Genomic DNA, 21,713 nt, shown 5'->3' on the forward strand with positions numbered 1-21,713 from the left:
GCATCTACGAAAGGAGCTGAGGCATGTTTCGCAAAGGAAAGGATGAAGAAGGAGCGGTTACGGTATTTTTGATTATGGTTCTTGCCTTTGTATTTGCGTTTGTGGCCATTTTCATTGATTATGCGCGCGTAGCAGCTCTTCATGTACAGACCGAGAAGGTGCTTCATGCGGCGCTCAGATCGGTGATGTCAGCATATGATCCGGCACTTCAGCGTCAATATGGCCTGTTTGCCTATGGCGAGGGAACGGGTGACCGGATCATGGCAAAGGTGCTGAACGACAGTGCCAAGCGAACCCCGCGGGAAGGCTCGCTGGCCTTGATGAACAGCCGCCTGGACAGCAGCTCTCTCAGCATGGAGCGGAAGCTGGGGACCTATGACATTTTTAATAACCAGGTCCGCGAGGATATGAAGTATAAGGCGCCTGTTGATTTCACCTTTGAAATTCTGGAGAAGCTGAAACCTATTTCCCAGAATATGAAGGAGGCGGCTCACACGGTTGATCTGTTGAAGAGGCTGCAAAAGCTTTATGAGAAGCGGGAAGCAAGGCTTGACAGCATGCTGCAGAAGCAGAGAGAGGCGGCGGAAAGCGCAGGCAACTTGCGCAAGCTGATCATGGAAAATGGCAGCAATTATATTGACGATGCGCGGGATGTCGATAAACCCGAAACCGCGGAAGAAGCTGCCGCTCAGTATAACCCGTATTTGGATTTGTATGAAGATAACAAGAAAAATCCAAGCCTCAGAAAAGAACTGGCTCTGCAGGGGTACCGTACAAGGGTCAGCAGGCTGAAGAGTGATATTGCGAAGGAAATGGACAAAATTTTAACCAAGCATAGCAGTCTGCTGCAGGAGGCGGAAACGCAGCTGAATGAAGCGGAGAAAATCAATGCCGAGATGAAGCAGGTCATTGCCGAATACAAAGAGCGAGCTGCCAATGCGGCATATGACGATGTGTCCAGGGCACAAACATCCGGAGGAAGCGGGGGGGCTGCGGACGGCACCATTGCAAGTGCCAGACAGCAGGCCGAGGATCTGCTTACACCCGATTCTGTATTTCAGTCGCTGAGATCGGGCATCCGTGAGCAGGAACTGGCGATTAATGCCGTTAACAGCAAGGTGAAGATCATGAATTCAGGCTTGGCGAATATTTCGGCCAGAACGGAGGATGCCGACAGCCTTAAGAACAAGGTCATCCGTGCGTGCAGTGCACTGGACGAATATTTGAAGGGATATGTTCACCAGGGGGATAATAACAAGCTGACACAGGCGCAGAACCTGCTTGAGAGCAGGCGCGGGTCTGATGCAGAGCGCAAACAATTGGAAGAGCAGTCGCAAAACAAGCTGAGAGAGGCTTATCAAATTGTTGAAATGCTGTCCAGCCTGACACAGGGCAACGAGGAATTTAACGAGCTCGAACAATACTATCTCGAAAGCTTGCAATTTAATGAAGCGGCTGCTGAAGCGGGGACTCCGGCAGGGTTATCCTATGATTCTTACGACGCTGTTGGGGGCGCTATGGACAGCATGGACGGAATGTATGGTTCGACGGCGGGCCTTCTGAACAAGCTGGGGGATGAATTTTTCCAGAACGAATACGCGTTGTCCCGGTTTGAGCATGTGGATTTCAGCCGTTTCGGGAGCCTGATCGGTCCGAACAAAACGGTGGGCAACGCGGCCGAAATTTTGGGAGATCAGCTGCAGGTAAATGGCCAGGAGGTTGAGTACATTTTATACGGCTTTCATAATCCGGCAGGCAACCTTGCAGCAGCATACGGGGAAATATTCGGCATGAGGCTGGCAATCCGGACGATGGAGGGGCTGGTCAAGAACAGCTCCAAGGGGAACCCTCTGCTGGTATTGGCAGCGGCTGTATTATACGGAGTGGAAAAAGCGGTTGAGGATATGATTATGCTGGCGCAGAAAGGATTTGTGCCTTTGTCGGAGTACATAAACTTCAAGATGACCTACAAGGACCATTTGCGGCTCTTCCTGATGCTGCACAGCAATAATGAACGTAAAATGTCCCGCATGCTTGCGCTCATTCGCTTCAATACGGGGGTTAATCCTGCCGAGAGGGATACGTATGCCTCCGGTGAGGTCCGCAGCGGCATACGCTTGTGGTTTTTGCCAGGGGTGATGAAAATGCTGGGTACGGCTTCCGGTGAAGGAGAAGAGATCGAAAAGGGTGCTTTTTATGTGACAAAACAAGCGGTCTTTTCTTACTGAAACGGCTGCGTCTTTTAGGAGAAGGAGGGCGGGGGTGCGTGTGAGAAGCTGGATGCGCGGGTGCAGGGCAGGACAGGAACAGGGGAGCATTGTTCTGGAAGCCTCGCTGGTGCTGCCTGTATTCATATTTTTCATCCTGTTTTTTATTTACATGGTACAGATGACGATCATATCAACGGCCCTGCAAAATGCAGCCTCCGAAATGGCCAAGCAGGTTGCATCCAGTATGTATCCGGTATCGCTTGCGCTTGAAGCGGCCGAAGGCACAGCAGATTCGATCGGCCAGATCGAGATCGTTCCATCCTTGACGATTGAGGAGCTTGCCGCAGAGTTCGGCGGCACGCTGCCGGAGCCTGCGGGCACCTGGGTAGAGGAAGCGGTACTGGCCGGGAAAAAACCTCTGGAGAAGCTGCGGGGACAGGTCAGCGAGGCCGTAATGGACCCGGTTATGAAACCTCTGCTGAAGCCGTTTATAGAGAATACCGTTTTGGATTATCAACGGATACATATCACAGGCGTCGTTGTCCCCGGATTCGATGACAGCGGCGGTCCATACTTCAAAATTGAACTTTCCTATGAGCTGCCAATCAAGGTTCCTTTCATCTACAGGGATACGGTGCTGCAGGCAGCCGCTGAAGAAAGATTATGGATCGGAGATACGGGGGAAGGAGCCGGTGACGGAAGCGGCACAGATCCGGGAGCCGTGAATGGGGGCATACAGATTCTTTCCAAGCCTGAACCTGCGATCAAAGGGGTATACAACACCATTCAGGCCCGGGTTGCTCCGGGTGAATCCGCCAATCTGTCGATCTATTATAAATCAGGCTCCAGCACAGCCAAGCATATCGGATGGACTCAGGCCAATGCCGAGGGTACCGTGGAATGGAACTGGTTTGTTGGGACGAATACAACACCCGGCATTTGGACGTTCGTCATTGAAACAGAGAGCGGACAGCATATTGAGGTGCAGTTTGAGGTGGTAGAAAAAAATACGGCCAGGGAGCGTGTATGATGGGGGTTATGTATATCGGCTGCGCCATTTTTCTTGCGGCCGCGCTAGTTACAGATTTACGGTCCATGAAAATCCCGAACAAGCTGACTCTGCCGGCCGCGCTGGGCGGTTTGACGGTGCATGCGGTCAGCGGCGGCTGGGAAGGGATATTGTTTGCCTGCGCTGGGCTTGGAACGGGATTTGCTTTACTGCTGGTCATGTACTGGGTGGGCGCCGTAGGGGCCGGGGATGTGAAGCTGTTTGCTGGCATCGGCGCCTGGACGGGGGCAGCTTTTGTGTTTCAGTCTGCGATTTACTCTGTATTGTTCGCGGGGGTGATCGGCCTGTTCATCGTATTGTGGAAGCGTGAGGCCATTCTTCGTTTGCGGAGGGTATTGTTTAATCTAGGAGGATTTCTGATATTCCGCGTTGGGAATCCCTTTAAGGCAGGGCGGGAATCACAGCTGCGCTTTCCTTTTATGGTGGCGGTAGTTCCTGGTGTCATCAGCGCTTACGTTTACTTAAGCATTTAACATTCATAGGGGCTTAGAACAAAGCAGGACTAAAAATAATCTGACAAATTCTAGTGAGTTTTTTTGGATAAATTGGAAGGTGGGGTTAAACTGGAGGAGTAAGCGCAAGAGATTATTTGGGGGGTTAAAACATGGAGATGAAAAAAGTGTTGGTGTCGGTTTTTACAGGAATGCTTGCTGTGGCTGCGGTATGGGGAACTGCGGGATTGAAGGAAGCATCCGCGGCTTCGGCTTTCAAGGATATCCCGGCGGGGCACTGGGCCAAGGCCTCTATCGATGCTGCGGTTAACAACGGATATTTAAAGGGGTATTCGGACGGAACATTTCGGCCTAATGCCCAAGTTACACGCGCGGAATTTGCCGCCATTTTGTCCCGCGTCTCTAGCAATGAGGTGGCGCAAGGAAAAGGCAGCTTTGCGGACTTGGTAGGGAACTGGAGTGAGGAAGAAGTTAATAAAGCGATCGGAATGGGATTTATTGCCCCAAGCGATTATCCTAACGGGTTTAAGCCATCCACGTCGCTGACCCGACGTGAAATGGCAAAATGGATGGCGTCTGGTCTGTCTGCGGCACAGGAAGATTTTCAAACCGCTTTGTCCGATACGCAAGACACACTGGTTCCCGTTGCTGAATATTACAAGGGCGGGCTGAACAAGGCGGATTATCCCTATGTATCGGTAGCTTTGGGAACGGGACTGATGACCGGTTATGAAGATGGAACATTTGGACCTGCCAAAACGACCACCCGCGCCGAGGTCGCCGTCATTTTGGAGCGGTATGAAGGGGTGCAGAAGAAAAAGGCTGTAGATTTTCGGGATTTGAACGAGATGAGGGAAGTTGGTTTGACTGGGACGAATTTGACTTCGCTGACTCCTTATGAGTACGGAAAAAATGCAGAGTCCGGTGAAGTGTCTAACTTCTCACGTATTAAAGACCAAACATTTAAATTACGAAACAACCTTGGGACTGAAACCGTACATCGAATGATTATAGTTGATGCAGGAACAGATAAAAAGCCAGTGAATCTCTACGGGAAGATGTTTATAGATAAGAAATTTGACTTCCCTTCTAATTCAGATAGATATGCTGTTTTTATGGAGGCTTCTGTTGTTCCTGATGGTAACGGCCTTACTAATATGGCATTTAATAATGCTACGGGAAACCATTTTCTAAGTGCGTACAGTTTTACAAGCGGGACTTTGAAGAATTATGGCATTACCAACTTGCCGAATGAAGAGTTTGTTTCATCCGGATTCTTTAAAAATGGCGTTGAGAAGCGCTTTTGGATGTACACAACAATAGGGAAAAAGTATGATCCTAGTGTTGTAGGAGAAGGAATGTCTGTAAATGGTAAAGCTGTTTCTATGTACATTCCTAAACCAAATTAGAAGAGGTCGGAGGGATAAGTATTGCTCCCTAGAATTAACAAATTAGTTCTTGTTCTCTTCCTTGTACTTGTATATGCTTGGTCAACTTCAGGTATTCCCGCTGAAGCAGCAGGCCCAATTGCTGCTGTTAGCGGGAATATTGAAGATCAACAGGACCTGAAAGATCCATATGTAACCCCTAATGGGCCAGTTAAGGAGCAAAAATTTGTTATTCCTGTTGAGGGGACAAAAAACGCGAATCCAGGCGTTTATTGGGTTCAAAGGGATGATGGTAAATGGACGGCCACTTCTTACAGAGCATCGGGAGGGAAAGAAATAGCAGAAAACGTGGGTACAGATTCAGAGCCTTGGCCAGCAGTTGGCAAAGTAGAGGATAAAATTGATATGAACAAAAGTGTTTATCAACCTGATTATTACCAAGGTAAAGATGGTACAGAATACAGTCCATCAAAGACAACAAATGGACATATTGCAAAAGCACAGACAACAAGTGACCAAGGTATTTTTTCTGATATAACAAAATTGGAGGTTGTAGATTTATATTTTATTTTAATTACTTCACTTACTGGTGAGGATGGGCCGAGAGTACAGGATGGATCAAATCCATATAAATCAGCTTTTAATAATCAGCAGGAGGTAGATGGGAAACCGTCTACACGCCCTGGGGGGTACCCCAAAAAAACAGCTATGTATTACACACCCGTTAATCTGACTTGGCGCGGTACTATTGTCGAACACAAGAAAATCCAGGCCACGGGTGCTCAACAAATGGCGGTTGGTGAGGAAGATCAGTTCATAGGCGAGGTGGCTACCCAAGCACCCTGGGAAACGGCATACGGAGACTGGGTAGACGTTACCCAACGTCCAGAACAAACGAAATGGTCTTCGGATAACAATGCAGTAGCAATGGTAAATCTAGAGACTGGTCTTGTAAAAGCGGTAAGCCCCGGGGTGGCCACGATCACTGTGCAATGGAAAAACGGAACATATTGGCTTACGGATTCCGTCGTCGTAGCAGTAGGTGGTGTCGAACTGCCTCCAGAGGAGCCTGAAGCATCTGTGGTTTGTACTCCTCCTCAATCGGCAGGTGTCCAAACCGGGAAAGACATGAGTGCCCAGCCAAGCGGGATCATTAAAGCCGACGAGCGCGGCAGTGAAAGATTTGATGTCGCCAAAGGAATCCCAACCTCGGAAAGTCTGTATGGCAACGTAGTAGCCAAGGAGTACCTGTTCAATAACAAGTTTGAGAGATTCACCGGCACTTGTACCTTTACCGTTCCAGTCACAAAGACCTATCACCTGAAATGGACTGAGAAGGAAGAGAGGGACCGGTCGGATGGCACTTCCCATACCGTGACCGTGAAAAAGTCAAGAACGGAGACGGTGACGAAGTCTTATGAAATCATTAGAAACTACTCCTACTGGACTATTCCTGATCTGCAGGTTTATAAAATCTCGACTGCAAAGTTATTCAACTATGCGTTTGAGAACAATGGTATTGTGATCACACCAGGGAGCTCCTACAAGGTGCCCAATATGGATGTAAAGACGGATGTTGTGCATCTGGATGAACCATCACCTGTAACAGCTTCAGCTCCTAGTCAAACGATTAACGGGGGATCAAGCGAACCGGATGTTCCAGATGAAGATTTAAAGAGTTACGCTGAGAAAGCGACCCCGGAACTCGATGTCCGAAATGATGTTTTTGAGCTCAATGGGACGACTATTATGGATGGTAAAACGGTGAAGACAAGCGGGCCGACACCTTCCAAAATTCCAACGGCAGGCAAGATTGATCACAACGCTCTCTTTAAACCGGGCAATGTTGTTCCAACTTCAAAAACCAACAAAGCGGACAATGAAAGCACCGGGACCATGGAGTATGACCCGCTGGAAGGCAGTCTCAATAAGCCGGAGCCATACCGGGAGCCGATTTATAACTTGAATACCGTGACCGTTCATACCCCAGTTGTGATGTATCCAAGTATCACCAATGACAAAGAGCATAATCAGAAGGTGAAGCCGACCGCCGGCACCGCTGCTCTTGTACTGGACAGGCCTTTTACTGTCACCATTCCAACAACAGGGCAACACCGGGACATTAAAGGATATGGCAACCGTGATTATGCCAAGTATACCGCGTACAAGCAGGTGCTCTTTGAGTTCGATGTCTACAACGAGGATATGGGCAAATATATCCCCGCCAATACCTGGATCGATATTCCGATATCGCAGCTGAAAACAACATTCCGAATGCCGGTATGGGTCGATGAAGGGAAGTACACGGTACACTTCCGCTCCATCGCCGAGAATGCACCGGAAAACTTTACGTGGGAGAGCATGGCCAATATGGATGTAGCCAACCATGTTGCTGTAAATACGATTCCTGTGGAAGTGATCGGGCGTCTATATGATTTTAAAATTACGGACATAGCGGACTATGATTGGGAGACGGTATTCCGGACGAAAAAGGGGAGCTCAGAGCAAACCGGCACAGCCTATTGGGTCGGGCCGAACTCCATTGACGGGGCAGCACGCGGAAATAAGCCGCCATTCATTCTTCCGATATTGCCAGGAAGCCACCCGAATGATGGTTATAAAAACGTGGCTATTAAGACAGGCTATCATTTCAAATTTGATTTTAAAACGAAAGGCAATATGTTCGGCGCAAAAGATCATGTGAAGATCGTACCGACCTTCTATTTCGTGAGCAAAGATGGAACCAAGCGGCAAAAGGTTGATTTGTATTATCACAATCAGACCACGGGTCAAAAGTTTGTAAAGGTTGGTACCAGTCAGGATACGGTGACAAGAAGTATTGTTCTGAACAGCCCGATGCGGAACATTTCATCGACAGAGCTAAGCAATACCGCAAAATATGTGGCGACGTATGGTTTTACCGATTTTTTAAAAAAATCAAGCCAAAGGGGCATCATTGGTTCGTACAGTCTGATGGATTTAAATCAGCGGGTCCGTACATTGATTGGACCTGCATCCAATGTACCGAAAAGTGTCGAGCCAGGCAGGGCATTAGCATCCGTGCAAAAATGGTACGGAGAGTACAGCTTGCCGGCGGCTCCGTATGTGGTTCCAGTAGGGTTCAATATTGCGGAGTATGGTAGAACCAACAAGCTGACGGACCATTCGCCGATTTTCCTGAAAGACGGATACATCGCGGTGAACTTCAATATTGAAACCTATAAGGATGGAGCAGATACACCGCATTTGCGTTATTACAGACTGCCGGGGGAAAACACGCCACTGGATAACCAATGGCAGCTGGAAGGGTACAGCAATGCAGCTCAGGATAAGTATGGTCACGAATTTACAGCTCCGGACGGAGACATTGCCTATTATCATGCGAACTTGTCCAGCTATGATGACTTCAGGTCTTCTGTAACCCACTGACATAGAGGTCCGGAACTAACGCAGGCGTTCTGTTCTGGGGCCATGAGATAAAGGAAGGGCGAGTACGGGTGCAGGGCTCTCCAGCTTTATTAAAATTTGAGGAACTTGTTTTACTTTGAGGAACTTGCATTATATAGAGGAGGGAAGAGGCTTGTTTGGTCTGCAGAGGGATTTTACGCTAAATGGCGGGTTATTCATGATTATCAAACAGGAGCCTGATTTGGGATCAGCCGACCTCCACCCGGTTCAAAGCGGTATGGTTACATCCAACCGCATTCCAGGATTGTTGGGCGTTATGATCAAAGAAGTGGATTATCGGATTGAACTGCAGTATGACATCGGCGGCCGGCGGATGCTGTCCCAGATATGGAAAAACGGCAATATTTCAATGAGCCGGTTTTATGATATTATCTATCAAATTGCAGATACACTGCATAACTGCCGACAATATATGCTCGACATGAACCGTTTTATTCTGCATGAAGATTATATGTTTATTTCTGAAAGCGAGAGGTCCGGCAGCGTTAGTCTGACATATGTGCCTGTGCGCAAAAGCCTGTATGAGGGTACGGTTGGTGCACAGATGAAGCAGTTAATTATCCGCCTGATTTCCTGTATCTCCGAATTGAAAGGCGACGGAGTACAGCGGATACTTCAGGTTTGCGACGGGGAATTGTTTGACCCTGGAAAGCTGAAGGAGGTGCTGCTTCAATACATTCATCCCGAAGCAGAGGCATGGACGAAAGGGAACGTTCACGGCAGTCCAGATGCAGCAGAGCCCGGTGGTTATTCAAATCCTGGCCTGAAGCAGCATGCACCGAGATTGAAGCAGGACAACGATTCCATTCCTGAACCGGATCTGAACAGGCCACCTGCCATGGACAGTATACGGTTGCCCCGGGATCAGAGCAATTTTACGGCTGCGACATTAGCAGCCGCCCGTGGGCTGGAGAAGGAGGGCGTCAATGAGGATGAAGCGGAGGAAGGTGACGAGCCGGAATCGGCATTGTATAAATACCGGTTGCATGTCGCTTTAGGATGTTTGCTGGGGGCTGCGGTAATGTGGAGATATGTGTATCTTGAAGCGCCCGGTACAATCCGTCTGTTGATTTGTGCCATTATTACGGCAGGCTTGGCAACGGTGGCATTATTCGCATGGCAGGGGTGGAGTTTGCAGGGAATGCTCGGAAGACGTGAAGATCCCGATATCGGCGATATTCCTGGTGAAGATGATCCGGAGCCGGCAGCTCCTTTGCGCCGGAGATTCCGTTTTGCAGCAGAGCAGGAGGATGAAGGACAGGAACCGTGGAGATGGAACGTACAGGAAAATACAATGAAGTCTGAATATCAGCCGTTCAGCGTTCAGGAGGAGGATGGGGACGGCAGCTTTGAAACCTATGATGATGTTCCGGAGTACTCAATAATTCCGGCAACCACATTGCTTCAGGATAACCGCAATGATAATCCGGTAGCCGTTCGAGCCGGTGCCTTTTTGCGAAGGGTCGCGGGAAAGTCAGGTCAGCCAGAAGAGATTGCCGTCAAGTCAGGCAGCTTTATCATCGGCCGCTCACAGGAAACAGCCCAGTACGTGGATCAGACGGAGGGAGTATCCAGATCGCATGTTGAGTTGAGCCTGAAGGGAAGCGGGCAGTCGCATGTCCTGAAGGATTTGGCGTCCACGAACGGGACCCGCTTAAACGGCAGTCTGATGGTTCCTTACAAGGAATACCCGCTGAACGACGGGGATACATTCGAGTTTGCGGGAGTGGTTTACACCTATTATGCTGCCTAACCTGACTTTTTTAAGGTATTAAAAAGCATAAACTTCATGGAATAATATTCTTAATATCGTAAAAAACTTCCGATAAATGCGGTCAGGCTTCTTTGAAGGTACGTCGATAGACGGTCTTCTTAAGTTATACCGCGCCCGTGGAAACCTTAATCCGTTTACCCCTTGGTACGCAGGTCCTCAAGTGCCTGCCTCAGTTCAGGAAACTGAAATTCGAAGCCATGGTCCAGCAGCTTTTTCGGGATGACCTTTTGTCCTTCCAGCACCATCACGCTCATTTCGCCAAGGGCTGCTTTAATGAGGAAGTTAGGCACGGGAAACCAGTGAGGCCGGTGATACACGGAGGCAATGGTTCTGCCGAAATCGTCATTGGTCACGGGATTGGGGGCAGATGAATTCACTGCACCGGATATAGAACGGTCATGAAGGCAAAGATCCACAATCCTAACCATATCGGTGATATGAATCCAGGTGGTCCACTGCCGCCCGCTTCCGATCCGGCCCCCAAAGCCCATCAAATAAGGCAGCTTCAAAAGGGGAAATGCCCCTTTGTCACGGCCAAGCACCATGCTGATCCGCAGCTTAACAAGCCTGACATCATGAAATGCCTCCGCTGCGCCTTCCCATTGTTCAACAACCGTTGATGGAAAGTCGGTGGGGCGGTGCGGACTGGATTCATCAAAGGTCTTCGTTTCCGATGTCCCATAGAACGACATGGCTGAGGCCTGAATCACGACCTCCGGTTTCTTGTCCAACTGCTTAATAGCCTTGGCTAATGCCGCGATGCTGTCATCTCTCGACTGCATGATCCGCAGCTTGGCGTTCTTCGTCCAGCGCTGGTTCAGGCTCTCGCCGGACAGATTCACGACCGCATCCACTCCCGTGATCCGCTGCGGATCGCGTTCAAGCTCATTCCAGCTTACGTACTGAGGCTGACGGCCGGATATGGCGCGTTCCGGCGGCCGGCGTGTAACAATCATCATTTCGTGCCCCGCCTCAAGCCAGTAATCAGTCAGTGCGCTTCCAATAAATCCGGTGCCCCCGCAGACAGCTATTTTCATAATGATCAGCTCCTTTCAGACCTGCTTCCAATATTGTCATAATCGTACAGGTTGCAATTTCCGCTTGCTTTCTCCTACTATATAGAATATAACTTTGTTTTAACGCTTAAAACAAATCATGCCGTGAGGTCCTGTTCGGAGCTGCCATCCACAGCGGATTTGTCGGTATGTTCAATATTGTTAGATTTTTATAATCACGTTAAAATAAGTAGACATTCGAATGGCAAGGGGGGAAGAAAGATGCTGAAGATTGGTTCTCACGTATCTTTCTCGGATAAGGGGTTGTTAAGCGCGACCCGGGAGGCATCGCAGTACGGTTCCAGTTCGTTCATGATATATACGGGTGCTCCGCAAAATACGCGCCGCAAGCCGATGGAGTCCATGTATCTGGATGAAGGGAAGCAGATGATGAAGGAACTTGGCATGGAGGAGATTGTTGTTCATGCTCCGTATATCATCAATCTGGGCTCTTACAAGAGTAATACGTATGAGCTTGCCGTGAGCTTTTTGCAGGAGGAAATCCGCAGAACACATGCAATCGGGGTCCGGAACATTGTACTTCATCCGGGGGCCTATACGGATAAGGATCCGGAATACGGCATCAGCCGGATTGCGGAAGGACTGAATGAGGTTCTGAACGGAGTCAAAGAGACGGACGTGAATATCGCGCTTGAAACGATGGCCGGCAAAGGTACGGAAATCGGCCGCAGCTTCGAGGAGCTTGCAGCCATTATGGACAAGGTGGAGCATAACGAACGGCTGACCGTGTGCTTGGACACCTGCCATATTCATGATGCAGGCTATGACATTGTGAACAATTTGGACGGCGTTCTTGAAGAATTCGACAGAATTGTTGGCCTGGATCGCATCGCGGTGGTTCACCTGAACGACAGCAAGAATCCCGCAGCAGCAGGAAAGGACCGCCATGCACCGGTCGGATCGGGTTGGATCGGATTTGATACCATCCGTAATGTGGTCCATCATGAAGCGCTGCAGGGCCGTCCATTCATTCTCGAAACTCCTTGGATTGGCAAGGACGCCAAAACACAGCGCCCGATGTATGAAGCTGAAATCGCGCTTCTGCGCGGGGATGTGGCAGAGCGCTTCGGGCAGGAATTTATGAATCAAATTGAAGATTTGCATACTTTTTTCGGCAAGCAGGATATGAATTCACGCCAGTTTGTGTTGGATACCTGGACGCTGCTCAAGAACGATGCAAAAGCCAAAAAAGCAGACCCTCGCGAACCGCTCGAGCGTTTGTATGACAATGTTGCCGAAGCAGGCCTTTTTAATGAGCTTACTGAGGAACAGATTAATCACCGGCTGATTGCATGGTTGGCCGGCAAGCAACTGCTGGTGAATGCATAAGAAGCCTAGGAGGGTCTACGGAAGATGGAAGTCCATGTAAATCAACATCGAGTCAACACACACACCGTGCATGCGAATCGTGCACGCATGCTGATCTCCTGTCCGGACGGTCCCGGAATTGTGGCGGCCGTTTCCCGTTTTCTTCATGAACATGGGGCAAACATCGTGCAATCGGACCAATACACGATGGATCCGGAAGGCGGCATGTTCTTTATGCGTGTTGAGTTCGATCTGCCAAACCTGGCCGAAGCTCTGCCCCGGCTCGAGCAGGATTTCGGCGCAGTAGCGGAACAGTTCCGCATGGAGTGGAACATCTCCTGTGTCAGCCGGAAAAAGAAGCTTGCCATCTTCGTATCCAAAGAGGATCATTGCCTGGTTGAGCTGTTATGGCAATGGCAGGCCGGAGATCTGGAAGCCGATATTGCGATGGTGGTGAGCAATCACCCCGATATGAAGGAGTATGTGGAGTCCTTCGGCATTCCTTACCATCATATTCCCGTAACGGCGGATACGAAGCCTGAAGCTGAGCAGCGCCAGCTTGAAGTGATCGGCAGCGACATTGATGTCATCATTCTTGCACGGTATATGCAGATTATTTCGCCGAAGTTCATTGAGCATTACAGAAACCGGATCATTAACATCCATCATTCATTCCTCCCTGCCTTTGTTGGCGGAAAGCCTTACGCCCAGGCCTATAACCGTGGGGTGAAAATTATCGGGGCTACCGCGCACTATGTCACCGAGGAGCTGGACGGGGGACCGATCATCGAGCAGGACGTTCAACGCGTCAGCCATCGTGACGATGTCACCGAACTGAAGCGCATCGGCCGTACGATTGAGCGTGTTGTTTTGGCCAGAGCAGTGAAATGGCATGTAGAAGACCGGATATTGGTACACGAAAATAAAACCGTTGTTTTTAATTAATCAGGGGAGCAGTTCTTTGGTGTTAACTAACCAGAGAACTGCTCTCTGTTATTTTTGAGAATACAATTTCCGGCAAAATCATACACGAAATTTACGGTTTTGGTTAATGACGATGATCTATAACGGGTATATTGTCTATGTATACCTTTGTGTATGGTAAAGCTCGGCGGCAAGTGGTACAATACAGGAGTAACGAATAAGTCAAAATGAAAGATTCAAGCAGATTGAATCGCATTGACGAACTTGTGAAAAGAAGCCGCGGCCGGGGCCGTATGAAAAATCCGGCAAACATTTGGCATAGTTCAACAATTACGAGGAGGATAACCATGACAGACCAGAATCAAGAAATGATTCATAAGGACGAGAACTCAACCATCGATAACCTGTCGATCACTACCATCCGTACGCTGGCTATCGACGCCATCGAGAAAGCAAATTCCGGTCACCCGGGCATGCCGATGGGCTCTGCTCCAATGGGCTATCAACTATTCGCGAAGACGATGAAGCATAATCCGGATCAGCCAACATGGATTAACCGCGACCGTTTTGTGTTGTCTGCAGGACATGGTTCCATGCTGCTGTACAGCTTGCTGCACCTGAGTGGTTATGGTCTCCCGATGGAGGAAATCAAGCAGTTCCGCCAATGGGGTAGCAAAACGCCGGGCCATCCGGAATACGGTCATACTGCAGGTGTTGATGCCACTACCGGTCCGCTTGGGCAGGGGATTGCAATGGCTGTCGGCATGGCGATGGCTGAAGCGCAAATGTCTGCTACGTATAACAAAGACCAATTTAAAGTTGTGGATCACTTTACATATGCGATCTGCGGCGACGGCGACCTGATGGAAGGCGTATCCCATGAAGCGGCATCCCTGGCTGGACGTCTGCATCTGGGCAAGCTTATCGTATTGTTCGATTCGAACGATATTACACTGGACGGCAAACTGAACCTGTCCTCTTCTGAATCTGTGTCGAAGCGTTTTGAAGCTTACGGCTGGCAAGTGCTGCGTGTGGAAGACGGCAACGATCTGCCTGCGATTGAAAAAGCGATCTCTGAAGCTCAGGCTGAAACAGTGCGTCCTACACTGATCGAAGTGAAGACAATCATCGGTTACGGAAGCCCGAACAAGCAAGGCAAGGGCGGTCATGGCGGTACACACGGTTCCCCGTTGGGTGCCGAAGAAGCGAAGCTGACCAAGGATTTCTACAAATGGGTTTACGAAGAAGACTTCTTTGTGCCTGACGAAGTGCGCGCGCATTTTGCCAAAGTGAAAGAGCGTGGTATCGCTGTCAACAAAGAGTGGGATGAGCAATTTGCGAAATATAAAGAAGCCCATCCTGAGCTGGCGGCTCAATTTGAAACGGCAATCAGCGGCAAGCTTCCAGAGGGCTGGGATCGTGACCTGCCTAAGTATGCTCCGGAAGACAAAGCTGTATCGACACGTGTCGCTTCCGGTAATGCATTGAACGGGCTGGCTCCGAACGTTCCGTTCCTGACAGGCGGTTCCGCCGACCTAGAAAGCTCGACAATGACTCATCTGAACAATATTTCCAACTTCACTCCGGAAGACTATGCAGGCCGCAACATTTATTTTGGTATCCGTGAGTTCGGTATGGCTGCTGCCATGAACGGCATGGCGCTGCACAAAGGCGTAAAAGTGTTCGGCGGCACGTTCTTTGTCTTTACAGATTACCTGCGCCCGGCAGTCCGCCTTGCTTCTCTGATGGGCCTTCCTGTTACTTATGTACTGACTCACGACAGTATCGCTGTCGGCGAGGATGGTCCTACGCATGAGCCTATCGAACAGCTGGCATCCCTGCGGATCATTCCTAACCTGACTGTGATCCGTCCTGCAGACGGCAACGAAACATCAGCTGCATGGGCATATGCACTGGAAAATCAGAATAACCCGGTTGCCCTCGTGCTGACCCGTCAAAATCTGCCGATCCTGGCTGGTACGGTTGATGGCGCTCGTGAAGGCATCAAACGTGGTGCTTATGTGGTGTCTGATGCCAAAGACGGCAAGCCTGCCGCGCAAATTATTGCCACCGGCTCCGAAGTTCAGCTGGCTGTCAAAGCACAGGAAGCACTCGCTCAAGAAGGTATCCAGGTGCGCGTTATCAGCATGCCAAGCTGGGATCTGTTTGAGAAGCAGGACAAGGCCTATAAGGATTCCGTCATCCTGCCAGACGTTAAAGCCCGTCTTGCTGTAGAAATGGCTTATCCGATGGGCTGGGAGAAATATGTCGGCGAACAGGGCGACATTCTCGGAATTAGCACTTTCGGCGCATCTGCTCCTGGCGACCGCGTCATCAAGGAATACGGCTTTACGGTTGAGAACGTCGTGAGCAAAGTTAAAAATCTGCTTAAGTAAGCAGCTTCCATAAAACTTATCACTTCTAGTTCGCTTGAAACTTGGTTTAATCAAAGCAGTAAAGGAATCGGAACCGTCTCCCGGGCGGTTCCGGTTTCGAATCATTCATCAGCCAGTCCTGATGGATGATTCGAAACCAGATGAGGAGAAGTGGGGCATGGAACAATTCAGCGGTGTCAGCGTAGTCAAAAAAGCGAACGTATATTATGAAGGAAAGGTAACCAGCCGGACCGTTTTTCTGGCGGATGGTTCTAAAGTAACTCTTGGCATCATGCTGCCCGGAACGTATGAATTCGGTACGGACTCCCGCGAAATCATGGAAATTCTGTCCGGTGATTTAAGTGTGCTGCTGCCGGGTGAAGAAACATGGCTGGAGATCAAGGGAGAGGGTACATTCCATGTGCCGGCCCAGTCCAAATTCAAACTGGAAGTACGGAGTGTAACGGATTACTGCTGTTCATATCCGGCGTAAAGATGAGTGAAAAGGGTAAGAACATTCGGAATGCGGAAGTTTTACCCTTTTCCTCTTTCACCAGCATCAACCTTTTACCGGAACTTCTCTCGGGAGAAGCTCCATCGATCGGCATAGGGCCTGTCAAGGAACCGGACATAAACTGATATGTCATGCTTGTCAGGCCCTAAAATATAAAGTATCCTATTGCTAAGCCGCTTTATGGGCAAAATATTGAAGCGTCTTGGTTAATAGCAAAACAGGAGGTTCAATTATGTCCAAGAAGGTTTCTTTCGATTACAGCAAAGCGCTCACTTTCGTGGGACAGCACGAAATCGATTATTTTGCAGAACCGATCAAGTTGGCCCATGAGCAGCTGCACAACCAAACAGGTGTAGGCTCTGATTTCCTCGGCTGGATCGATCTGCCTACAAATTATGATAAAGAAGAATTTTCACGCATCCAAAAGGCTGCGGCCAAAATTCAAAGCGATTCCGACGTGCTGATCGTTATCGGCATCGGCGGTTCCTACCTTGGCGCGCGTGCGGCGATTGAAATGCTATCGCATTCCTTCTACAATATTTTGCCGAAGGACAAGCGCAAAACGCCTGAAATCTATTTTGCGGGCAACAATATCAGCTCTACATATGTAAGCCACTTGCTGGAGTTGATTGAGGGCAAGGATTTCTCCATCAATGTCATCTCCAAATCCGGTACGACTACAGAGCCGGCGATAGCATTCCGTATTTTCCGCGCGGAACTGGAGAAAAAATACGGCAAGGAAGAAGCGCGCAAACGCATCTACGCCACTACGGATAAAGCACGCGGGGCGCTGAAAAGCCTGGCGAATGAAGAAGGTTATGAGTCCTTCATCATTCCGGACGATGTGGGCGGACGTTATTCCGTGTTGACTGCGGTAGGTCTGCTGCCGATCGCATCAGCTGGCATCAACATTGAAGAAATGATGCAGGGCGCTGCCGATGCGGCCAAAGCCTACAGCAACCCTAATGTGGCCGAGAATGAAGCTTACCAGTATGCCGCCGTTCGCAATGCGCTGTACCGCAAAGGCAAAGCAACGGAAATTCTCGTGAACTACGAGCCTTCTCTGCATTATGTGTCCGAGTGGTGGAAACAGCTCTTCGGCGAAAGTGAAGGCAAGGACTACAAGGGCATTTACCCGGCATCGGTTGATTTCTCAACAGATCTTCACTCCATGGGTCAGTTTATCCAGGAAGGAAGCCGCAACATTTTCGAGACGGTGATTCAGGTTGAGAATGTGACCAACCACATTACAATCGAAGAGGATCCGGACGATCTGGACGGCCTTAATTTCCTGACAGGCAAAACGATGGACTTTGTGAACAAGAAAGCGTTCCAGGGCACCATGCTGGCACATACGGACGGTCAGGTTCCTAACCTTATCGTAAATATCCCGGACTTCACGCCATACACATTCGGATATCTGGTATATTTCTTTGAAAAAGCCTGCGGCGTCAGCGGTTATCTGCTGGGAGTCAATCCGTTTGATCAGCCGGGTGTTGAAGCTTATAAGAAAAATATGTTTGCACTGCTGGGCAAGCCTGGCTTTGAGGAAGAAAAAGCGAAGCTGGAAGCCAGATTGTCCCAGTAATCCGCAACAATATCAAGATATTGCAGGGTTCACAAGAAAGCAGTTCACCAGCCTGCTGGCTGATGGGCTGCTTTCTTTCAAAATGAATTGGGGAATGATCGGCCATGCTGGAACGTTACCGAACTGTACGTAGTGCCGGCCAGAAAGAAATCGTGATTAAAAAGTCACGCTTCATCGGTCATGTACGGCCAGTTGAACATGAGGAAGAAGCGATTGCTTTTATAGAAGAAATCAAGAAGCTGCACTGGAACGCCACTCATAATTGCTCTGCTTACATGATCGGCGAGCGTGATGAAATCCAGAAGCAGTCGGATGACGGAGAGCCGAGCGGCACTGCCGGCAAACCGATTCTTGAAGTCATCCGCAATCAAGGCTTGAAAAATGTGGCGATCGTCGTCACCCGCTACTTTGGCGGCATTATGCTGGGAGCGGGCGGCCTGATCAGGGCGTATACGGACGGCGCCGTAGCTGCCATTGAAGCCGGGGAAGCCATTACACGAGTACTGCACAGAGAAGTATTTGTAGAACTCGATTATACATGGCTGGGCAAGGTGGAAAATGAACTGCGGAATCGCGGCATACGCATGGGGGATACGGACTTTACGGATAAAGTGAAGTTGACCTGTCTGCCCCTGAATGGGGAGGCGGAAGCCTTCAAGCTTTGGATGACGGATATCACACAGGGACAATCGCTCATAACGGAGGGAAATCAGCTTTACTTTATTGAAGGGGAATAAAATTTATGGCTAGAAGAGCAGTAGAACGGGAGTTGTCACGGGAACGGATATTGGAGGCGGCGAGGCATCTTTTCATTATAAAGGGTTACCGCGCCATCTCAATGCGCAGCATTGGCCAGCATCTGGGGTATAGTCACGGATCCTTATACTATCATTTCAAAGAAAAAGCAGAGCTTTTCTATGCCATTGTCATGGAGGATTTCAGGGCGCTTGGTGAAATTTTGATGCAGGCCGTTCATAAAACACCTCCTGAAGGCCTCAGCAAACCGGAATATCTGATGCTGGAGTTCATCCGGTTCGGGTTGGAAAATCCGTACCAGTACGAGATTATGTTCATGATCCGGGATGAGGAGCTTCTGGCCTACTGCCGTGCCGAGCAAAGCCGATGTCTTGAACTGTTTGCATCCATGATCCGCCAGCACCTGGGGCAGGAGGAGCATTCGGAGACAGACCGGCAGCGCATTCCACACAGCCTCTTTTTATCCCTGCACGGTTTTGTTTCCTATTACATCCAGGACAGACTGACTTTTGAGGAGATCCGGCCGGCTGCGGTAGCTCATGTTAAACTGATGTGTAAAAGTATATGAAAAGCAGGTGCCGCCTGAGACGGCATTTTTATTGGCTTTTATGCTTCACGACGTTGCAATGGCATAACGTTACACAAGAAAAGGGAATGAGGAGAGACGATGGGGCTAACTTGCGCACACATCGTCTTTTTTATTTTTTCAGCCTTTCATAATCTTCACATAATATTGGCGGTGCCTTGGCCCGTCAAACTCGCAAAATAAATCCCTTGCCACCGTCCCAGCAGCAGATGTCCGTCCTGAATGATCAGCGTCTGCGAAGGCCCAGAGGTGATGGCTTTTAAGCAACCTCCCGCGTAATATCGCGTACTTCATCCCGTTTGGCTGTCGTTAATTCAAAAGTGTACAGCATAATCCCAGCTCCTTTCAGAATACATTATTTACATTGACTCTTTTTTTTCTATTTTACCCGAATGATCAAGGCACCTGCCTATAACCGTTTCGAATATAATGTATAAGGAATTTGAATAAATAGGCATTGACGGTCTGCAAATGAATTTGATAAAGTATCACTTAAGCAAAACCAAGTATACTAATTGGATTAATATATTAATTACTTGTTCCTCATATGTAAAAATATAGAACATTCCTTATGGACCGGACTTTTATGGGGGAAGGAAGGCAGGAAGCAGAGCATGAATACCGTTTTTCGTTACAAGGGATGGACGTGGGGGTTCCGCTCAACGGTTTTATTGTATTTTATCGTGTTGGTCATCTTGCCTATTATGGGGGTCTATTATAACTCTGTTACGCTCGGGTGGACCGTATTTATGGAAAGCATCAGGGACCCCATCGCCTGGAAAGCGGTGCTGCTGACCTTGAAAATGGCGGCGATTGCGGCTGTCATCAATGTCATCATCGGCACGATGATCGCCTGGGTGCTGGGAAGGTACAGATTCAAGGGGCGTTCTCTTCTGAACAGCCTGGTGGATCTGCCGTTTGCGCTGCCAACCGCCGTTGGAGGGCTGATGATTCTGCTGCTGCTCGGACCGGGCAGCCTGGTCGGACGCCTGGCTGAAGGTCTTGGCTTCGAAATTGTGTTTCACCAACCGGCTATTGTCATTGCCATGGTGTTTGTGACGTTTCCGTTTGTGATCCGGGCCGTGCAGCCTTTGTTGGAGGAAATCGATCCGTCTGAAGAGGAAGCTTCCTATACACTTGGCGCATCCAGAAGCCGGACATTCCGGAAGGTGATCCTTCCTTCCATGCTGCCGGGCATGATCAGCGGCGGAATGCTGGCCTTTTCACGGGCGTTGGCGGAATTCGGGGCGGTCGTGCTCGTTGCGGGCAACATTCCGGGAAGAACGCTGGTCGCATCGGTGTTTGTCTATGGGGAGGTCGAAAGCGACAATCCGGTGGGCGCGGCCTCGGTATCCGTCATTTTGCTGACATTATCCTTCCTTATTCTATGGGGCATCAACATCGTTCAGACAAGAGGGAGAAGACGATGAAAAAATTGTGGATCGGTCTCACTTATCTTGTATTCATCCTTCTGATTATCATTCCGTTGGTCCGGATCATTACAGGGGCTTTTGCACAGGGCTTCTCAGGTTTTACTGCTGCTCTGCTGCGGCCGGAGGCGCTGCACGCCCTTCTGATGACCGGAGCGGTTGTTGTCGTCGTCACCCTGCTTAATACGCTGTTTGGTGTTATGATGGCTATTTATCTGGTCAGGGCGGGCTGGCTGAGCGACCGGGTGAAAAACATACTGAACAGCATTGTGGATCTTCCTTATGCGGTCTCGCCGGTTATTGGGGGCCTTATGATCGTGCTGCTGCTTGGTCCTGACAGCATCATGGGGGCATTTTTTGAACAAAGCGGATTTCAGGTGGTATACGCCTTCCCTGGCATGGTGATTGCCACCCTGTTTGTCACCTTCCCGCTGATGGTGCGGGAGATTATGCCTGTGCTGCAGGAGATCGGAGCCCAGCAGGAGGAAGCAGCTTCCACACTGGGGGCTTATGGCTGGAAAACGTTCTGGTACGTCACCTGGCCTTCGATTCAGTGGGCTGTCATTTACGGTGTCGTACTGACGGTGGCCCGCTCGCTGGGGGAATTCGGGGCGGTGCTGGTCGTTTCGGGCAATATCATGAATAAGACACAAACGGCCACGACGCTGGTGTATCAGGATGTGGAGAACTTTAATGTTACCGCGGCGAACGGACTGGCGCTGGTATTGGCGGCCTTTTCCATAGCGCTGCTGCTCATTATGGAATGGTCCAAAAAAAGAAAGGAAGTGCATTGAT

Annotated in this window: 16 protein-coding genes and 1 pseudogene; 15 read left to right on the plus strand and 2 right to left on the minus strand. The window is 49.6% G+C overall.

The features are described from left to right. Nucleotides 1–23 precede the first annotated feature (23 nt). The 6 genes from ACI1P2_RS02170 to ACI1P2_RS02195 all read left to right on the plus strand — a co-directional run bounded on the left by ACI1P2_RS02170 (nucleotide 24) and on the right by ACI1P2_RS02195 (nucleotide 10,340). Nucleotides 24–2,228, plus strand: a complete 2,205-nt coding sequence (locus ACI1P2_RS02170) for a hypothetical protein (protein ID WP_355316418.1) — start codon at nucleotides 24–26, stop codon at nucleotides 2,226–2,228. Between the two features lie 34 nt (nucleotides 2,229–2,262). Further along, nucleotides 2,263–3,240, plus strand: coding sequence for a pilus assembly protein (locus tag ACI1P2_RS02175; RefSeq protein ID WP_408976113.1), 978 nt, complete (start codon nucleotides 2,263–2,265; stop codon nucleotides 3,238–3,240). After that, nucleotides 3,240–3,752: an A24 family peptidase gene (locus ACI1P2_RS02180; protein WP_355316420.1), complete on the plus strand. Its 513-nt coding sequence runs from the start codon at nucleotides 3,240–3,242 to the stop codon at nucleotides 3,750–3,752. Before ACI1P2_RS02175 ends, ACI1P2_RS02180 begins: the two co-directional genes overlap by 1 nt. 131 nt (nucleotides 3,753–3,883) lie before the next feature. Then, complete coding sequence (locus ACI1P2_RS02185) at nucleotides 3,884–5,140, plus strand: S-layer homology domain-containing protein (RefSeq protein ID WP_355316422.1); 1,257 nt, start codon at nucleotides 3,884–3,886, stop codon at nucleotides 5,138–5,140. Between the two features lie 687 nt (nucleotides 5,141–5,827). After that, a complete protein-coding gene (locus ACI1P2_RS02190; RefSeq protein WP_355316424.1) occupies nucleotides 5,828–8,548 on the plus strand; it encodes a DUF5704 domain-containing protein in 2,721 nt (906 codons plus the stop codon). 151 nt (nucleotides 8,549–8,699) lie between these two features. Further along, entirely contained in the window at nucleotides 8,700–10,340 is a 1,641-nt protein-coding gene (locus ACI1P2_RS02195; protein WP_355316426.1) for a DUF6382 domain-containing protein, read from the plus strand. Between the two features lie 155 nt (nucleotides 10,341–10,495). Here ACI1P2_RS02195 and ACI1P2_RS02200 read toward each other — a convergent pair whose 3' ends face one another. Continuing rightward, entirely contained in the window at nucleotides 10,496–11,398 is a 903-nt protein-coding gene (locus ACI1P2_RS02200) for a TIGR01777 family oxidoreductase (protein WP_355316428.1), read from the minus strand. Between the two features lie 240 nt (nucleotides 11,399–11,638). Between ACI1P2_RS02200 and ACI1P2_RS02205 the strand changes: the two genes are divergently transcribed. The 7 genes from ACI1P2_RS02205 to ACI1P2_RS02235 all read left to right on the plus strand — a co-directional run bounded on the left by ACI1P2_RS02205 (nucleotide 11,639) and on the right by ACI1P2_RS02235 (nucleotide 19,470). Continuing rightward, nucleotides 11,639–12,766, plus strand: a complete 1,128-nt coding sequence (locus ACI1P2_RS02205; RefSeq protein ID WP_355316430.1) for a deoxyribonuclease IV — start codon at nucleotides 11,639–11,641, stop codon at nucleotides 12,764–12,766. A gap of 24 nt (nucleotides 12,767–12,790) precedes the next feature. After that, nucleotides 12,791–13,690 (plus strand): formyltetrahydrofolate deformylase, encoded by a 900-nt coding sequence (gene purU, locus ACI1P2_RS02210; RefSeq protein ID WP_355316432.1) that lies wholly within the window; start codon nucleotides 12,791–12,793, stop codon nucleotides 13,688–13,690. A gap of 326 nt (nucleotides 13,691–14,016) precedes the next feature. Beyond that, a complete protein-coding gene (gene tkt, locus ACI1P2_RS02215; RefSeq protein ID WP_355316434.1) occupies nucleotides 14,017–16,065 on the plus strand; it encodes a transketolase in 2,049 nt (682 codons plus the stop codon). A 157-nt stretch (nucleotides 16,066–16,222) separates the two neighbouring features. After that, complete coding sequence (ppnP, locus tag ACI1P2_RS02220) at nucleotides 16,223–16,537, plus strand: pyrimidine/purine nucleoside phosphorylase (RefSeq protein WP_355316889.1); 315 nt, start codon at nucleotides 16,223–16,225, stop codon at nucleotides 16,535–16,537. A gap of 253 nt (nucleotides 16,538–16,790) precedes the next feature. Continuing rightward, entirely contained in the window at nucleotides 16,791–18,146 is a 1,356-nt protein-coding gene (locus ACI1P2_RS02225) for a glucose-6-phosphate isomerase (RefSeq protein ID WP_355316436.1), read from the plus strand. A 104-nt stretch (nucleotides 18,147–18,250) separates the two neighbouring features. Continuing rightward, nucleotides 18,251–18,883, plus strand: coding sequence for a YigZ family protein (locus ACI1P2_RS02230; protein ID WP_355316438.1), 633 nt, complete (start codon nucleotides 18,251–18,253; stop codon nucleotides 18,881–18,883). A gap of 5 nt (nucleotides 18,884–18,888) precedes the next feature. Continuing rightward, a complete protein-coding gene (locus ACI1P2_RS02235) occupies nucleotides 18,889–19,470 on the plus strand; it encodes a TetR/AcrR family transcriptional regulator (protein WP_355316439.1) in 582 nt (193 codons plus the stop codon). Nucleotides 19,471–19,608: 138 nt separating this feature from the next. Here ACI1P2_RS02235 and ACI1P2_RS02240 read toward each other — a convergent pair. Beyond that, a pseudogene (locus ACI1P2_RS02240) lies at nucleotides 19,609–19,751 on the minus strand (YjbQ family protein); the annotation flags it as partial. Between the two features lie 351 nt (nucleotides 19,752–20,102). On the opposite strand from ACI1P2_RS02240, the gene cysT reads away from it, so the two are divergent. Together cysT and ACI1P2_RS02250 are read left to right on the plus strand one after the other, a co-directional pair. Further along, nucleotides 20,103–20,918 (plus strand): sulfate ABC transporter permease subunit CysT, encoded by an 816-nt coding sequence (gene cysT / locus ACI1P2_RS02245; protein ID WP_355316441.1) that lies wholly within the window; start codon nucleotides 20,103–20,105, stop codon nucleotides 20,916–20,918. Then, nucleotides 20,915–21,712: a sulfate ABC transporter permease subunit gene (locus tag ACI1P2_RS02250; protein ID WP_355316443.1), complete on the plus strand. Its 798-nt coding sequence runs from the start codon at nucleotides 20,915–20,917 to the stop codon at nucleotides 21,710–21,712. The genes cysT and ACI1P2_RS02250 overlap by 4 nt, the downstream gene beginning before the upstream one ends. Nucleotide 21,713 lies beyond the last annotated feature (1 nt).

The organism is Paenibacillus jiangxiensis (assembly GCF_046098255.1).
Taxonomy (GTDB): Bacteria; Bacillota; Bacilli; order Paenibacillales; family Paenibacillaceae; genus Paenibacillus; species Paenibacillus jiagnxiensis.

Excerpts from the sequence above, each read along its gene's own strand:
- ACI1P2_RS02190 (WP_355316424.1), top strand. The coding sequence starts at position 5,828 with ATGTATTACACACCCGTTAATCTGACTTGGCGCGGTACTATTGTCGAA.
- cysT (WP_355316441.1), top strand. The coding sequence starts at position 20,103 with ATGAATACCGTTTTTCGTTACAAGGGATGGACGTGGGGGTTCCGCTCA.
- ACI1P2_RS02205 (WP_355316430.1), top strand. The coding sequence starts at position 11,639 with ATGCTGAAGATTGGTTCTCACGTATCTTTCTCGGATAAGGGGTTGTTA.
- ACI1P2_RS02180 (WP_355316420.1), top strand. The coding sequence starts at position 3,240 with ATGGGGGTTATGTATATCGGCTGCGCCATTTTTCTTGCGGCCGCGCTA.
- tkt (WP_355316434.1), top strand. The coding sequence starts at position 14,017 with ATGACAGACCAGAATCAAGAAATGATTCATAAGGACGAGAACTCAACC.
- ACI1P2_RS02235 (WP_355316439.1), top strand. The coding sequence starts at position 18,889 with ATGGCTAGAAGAGCAGTAGAACGGGAGTTGTCACGGGAACGGATATTG.
- ACI1P2_RS02170 (WP_355316418.1), top strand. The coding sequence starts at position 24 with ATGTTTCGCAAAGGAAAGGATGAAGAAGGAGCGGTTACGGTATTTTTG.
- ACI1P2_RS02200 (WP_355316428.1), bottom strand. The coding sequence starts at position 11,398 with ATGAAAATAGCTGTCTGCGGGGGCACCGGATTTATTGGAAGCGCACTG.
- ppnP (WP_355316889.1), top strand. The coding sequence starts at position 16,223 with ATGGAACAATTCAGCGGTGTCAGCGTAGTCAAAAAAGCGAACGTATAT.
- ACI1P2_RS02230 (WP_355316438.1), top strand. The coding sequence starts at position 18,251 with ATGCTGGAACGTTACCGAACTGTACGTAGTGCCGGCCAGAAAGAAATC.
- purU (WP_355316432.1), top strand. The coding sequence starts at position 12,791 with ATGGAAGTCCATGTAAATCAACATCGAGTCAACACACACACCGTGCAT.
- ACI1P2_RS02225 (WP_355316436.1), top strand. The coding sequence starts at position 16,791 with ATGTCCAAGAAGGTTTCTTTCGATTACAGCAAAGCGCTCACTTTCGTG.
- ACI1P2_RS02185 (WP_355316422.1), top strand. The coding sequence starts at position 3,884 with ATGGAGATGAAAAAAGTGTTGGTGTCGGTTTTTACAGGAATGCTTGCT.
- ACI1P2_RS02250 (WP_355316443.1), top strand. The coding sequence starts at position 20,915 with ATGAAAAAATTGTGGATCGGTCTCACTTATCTTGTATTCATCCTTCTG.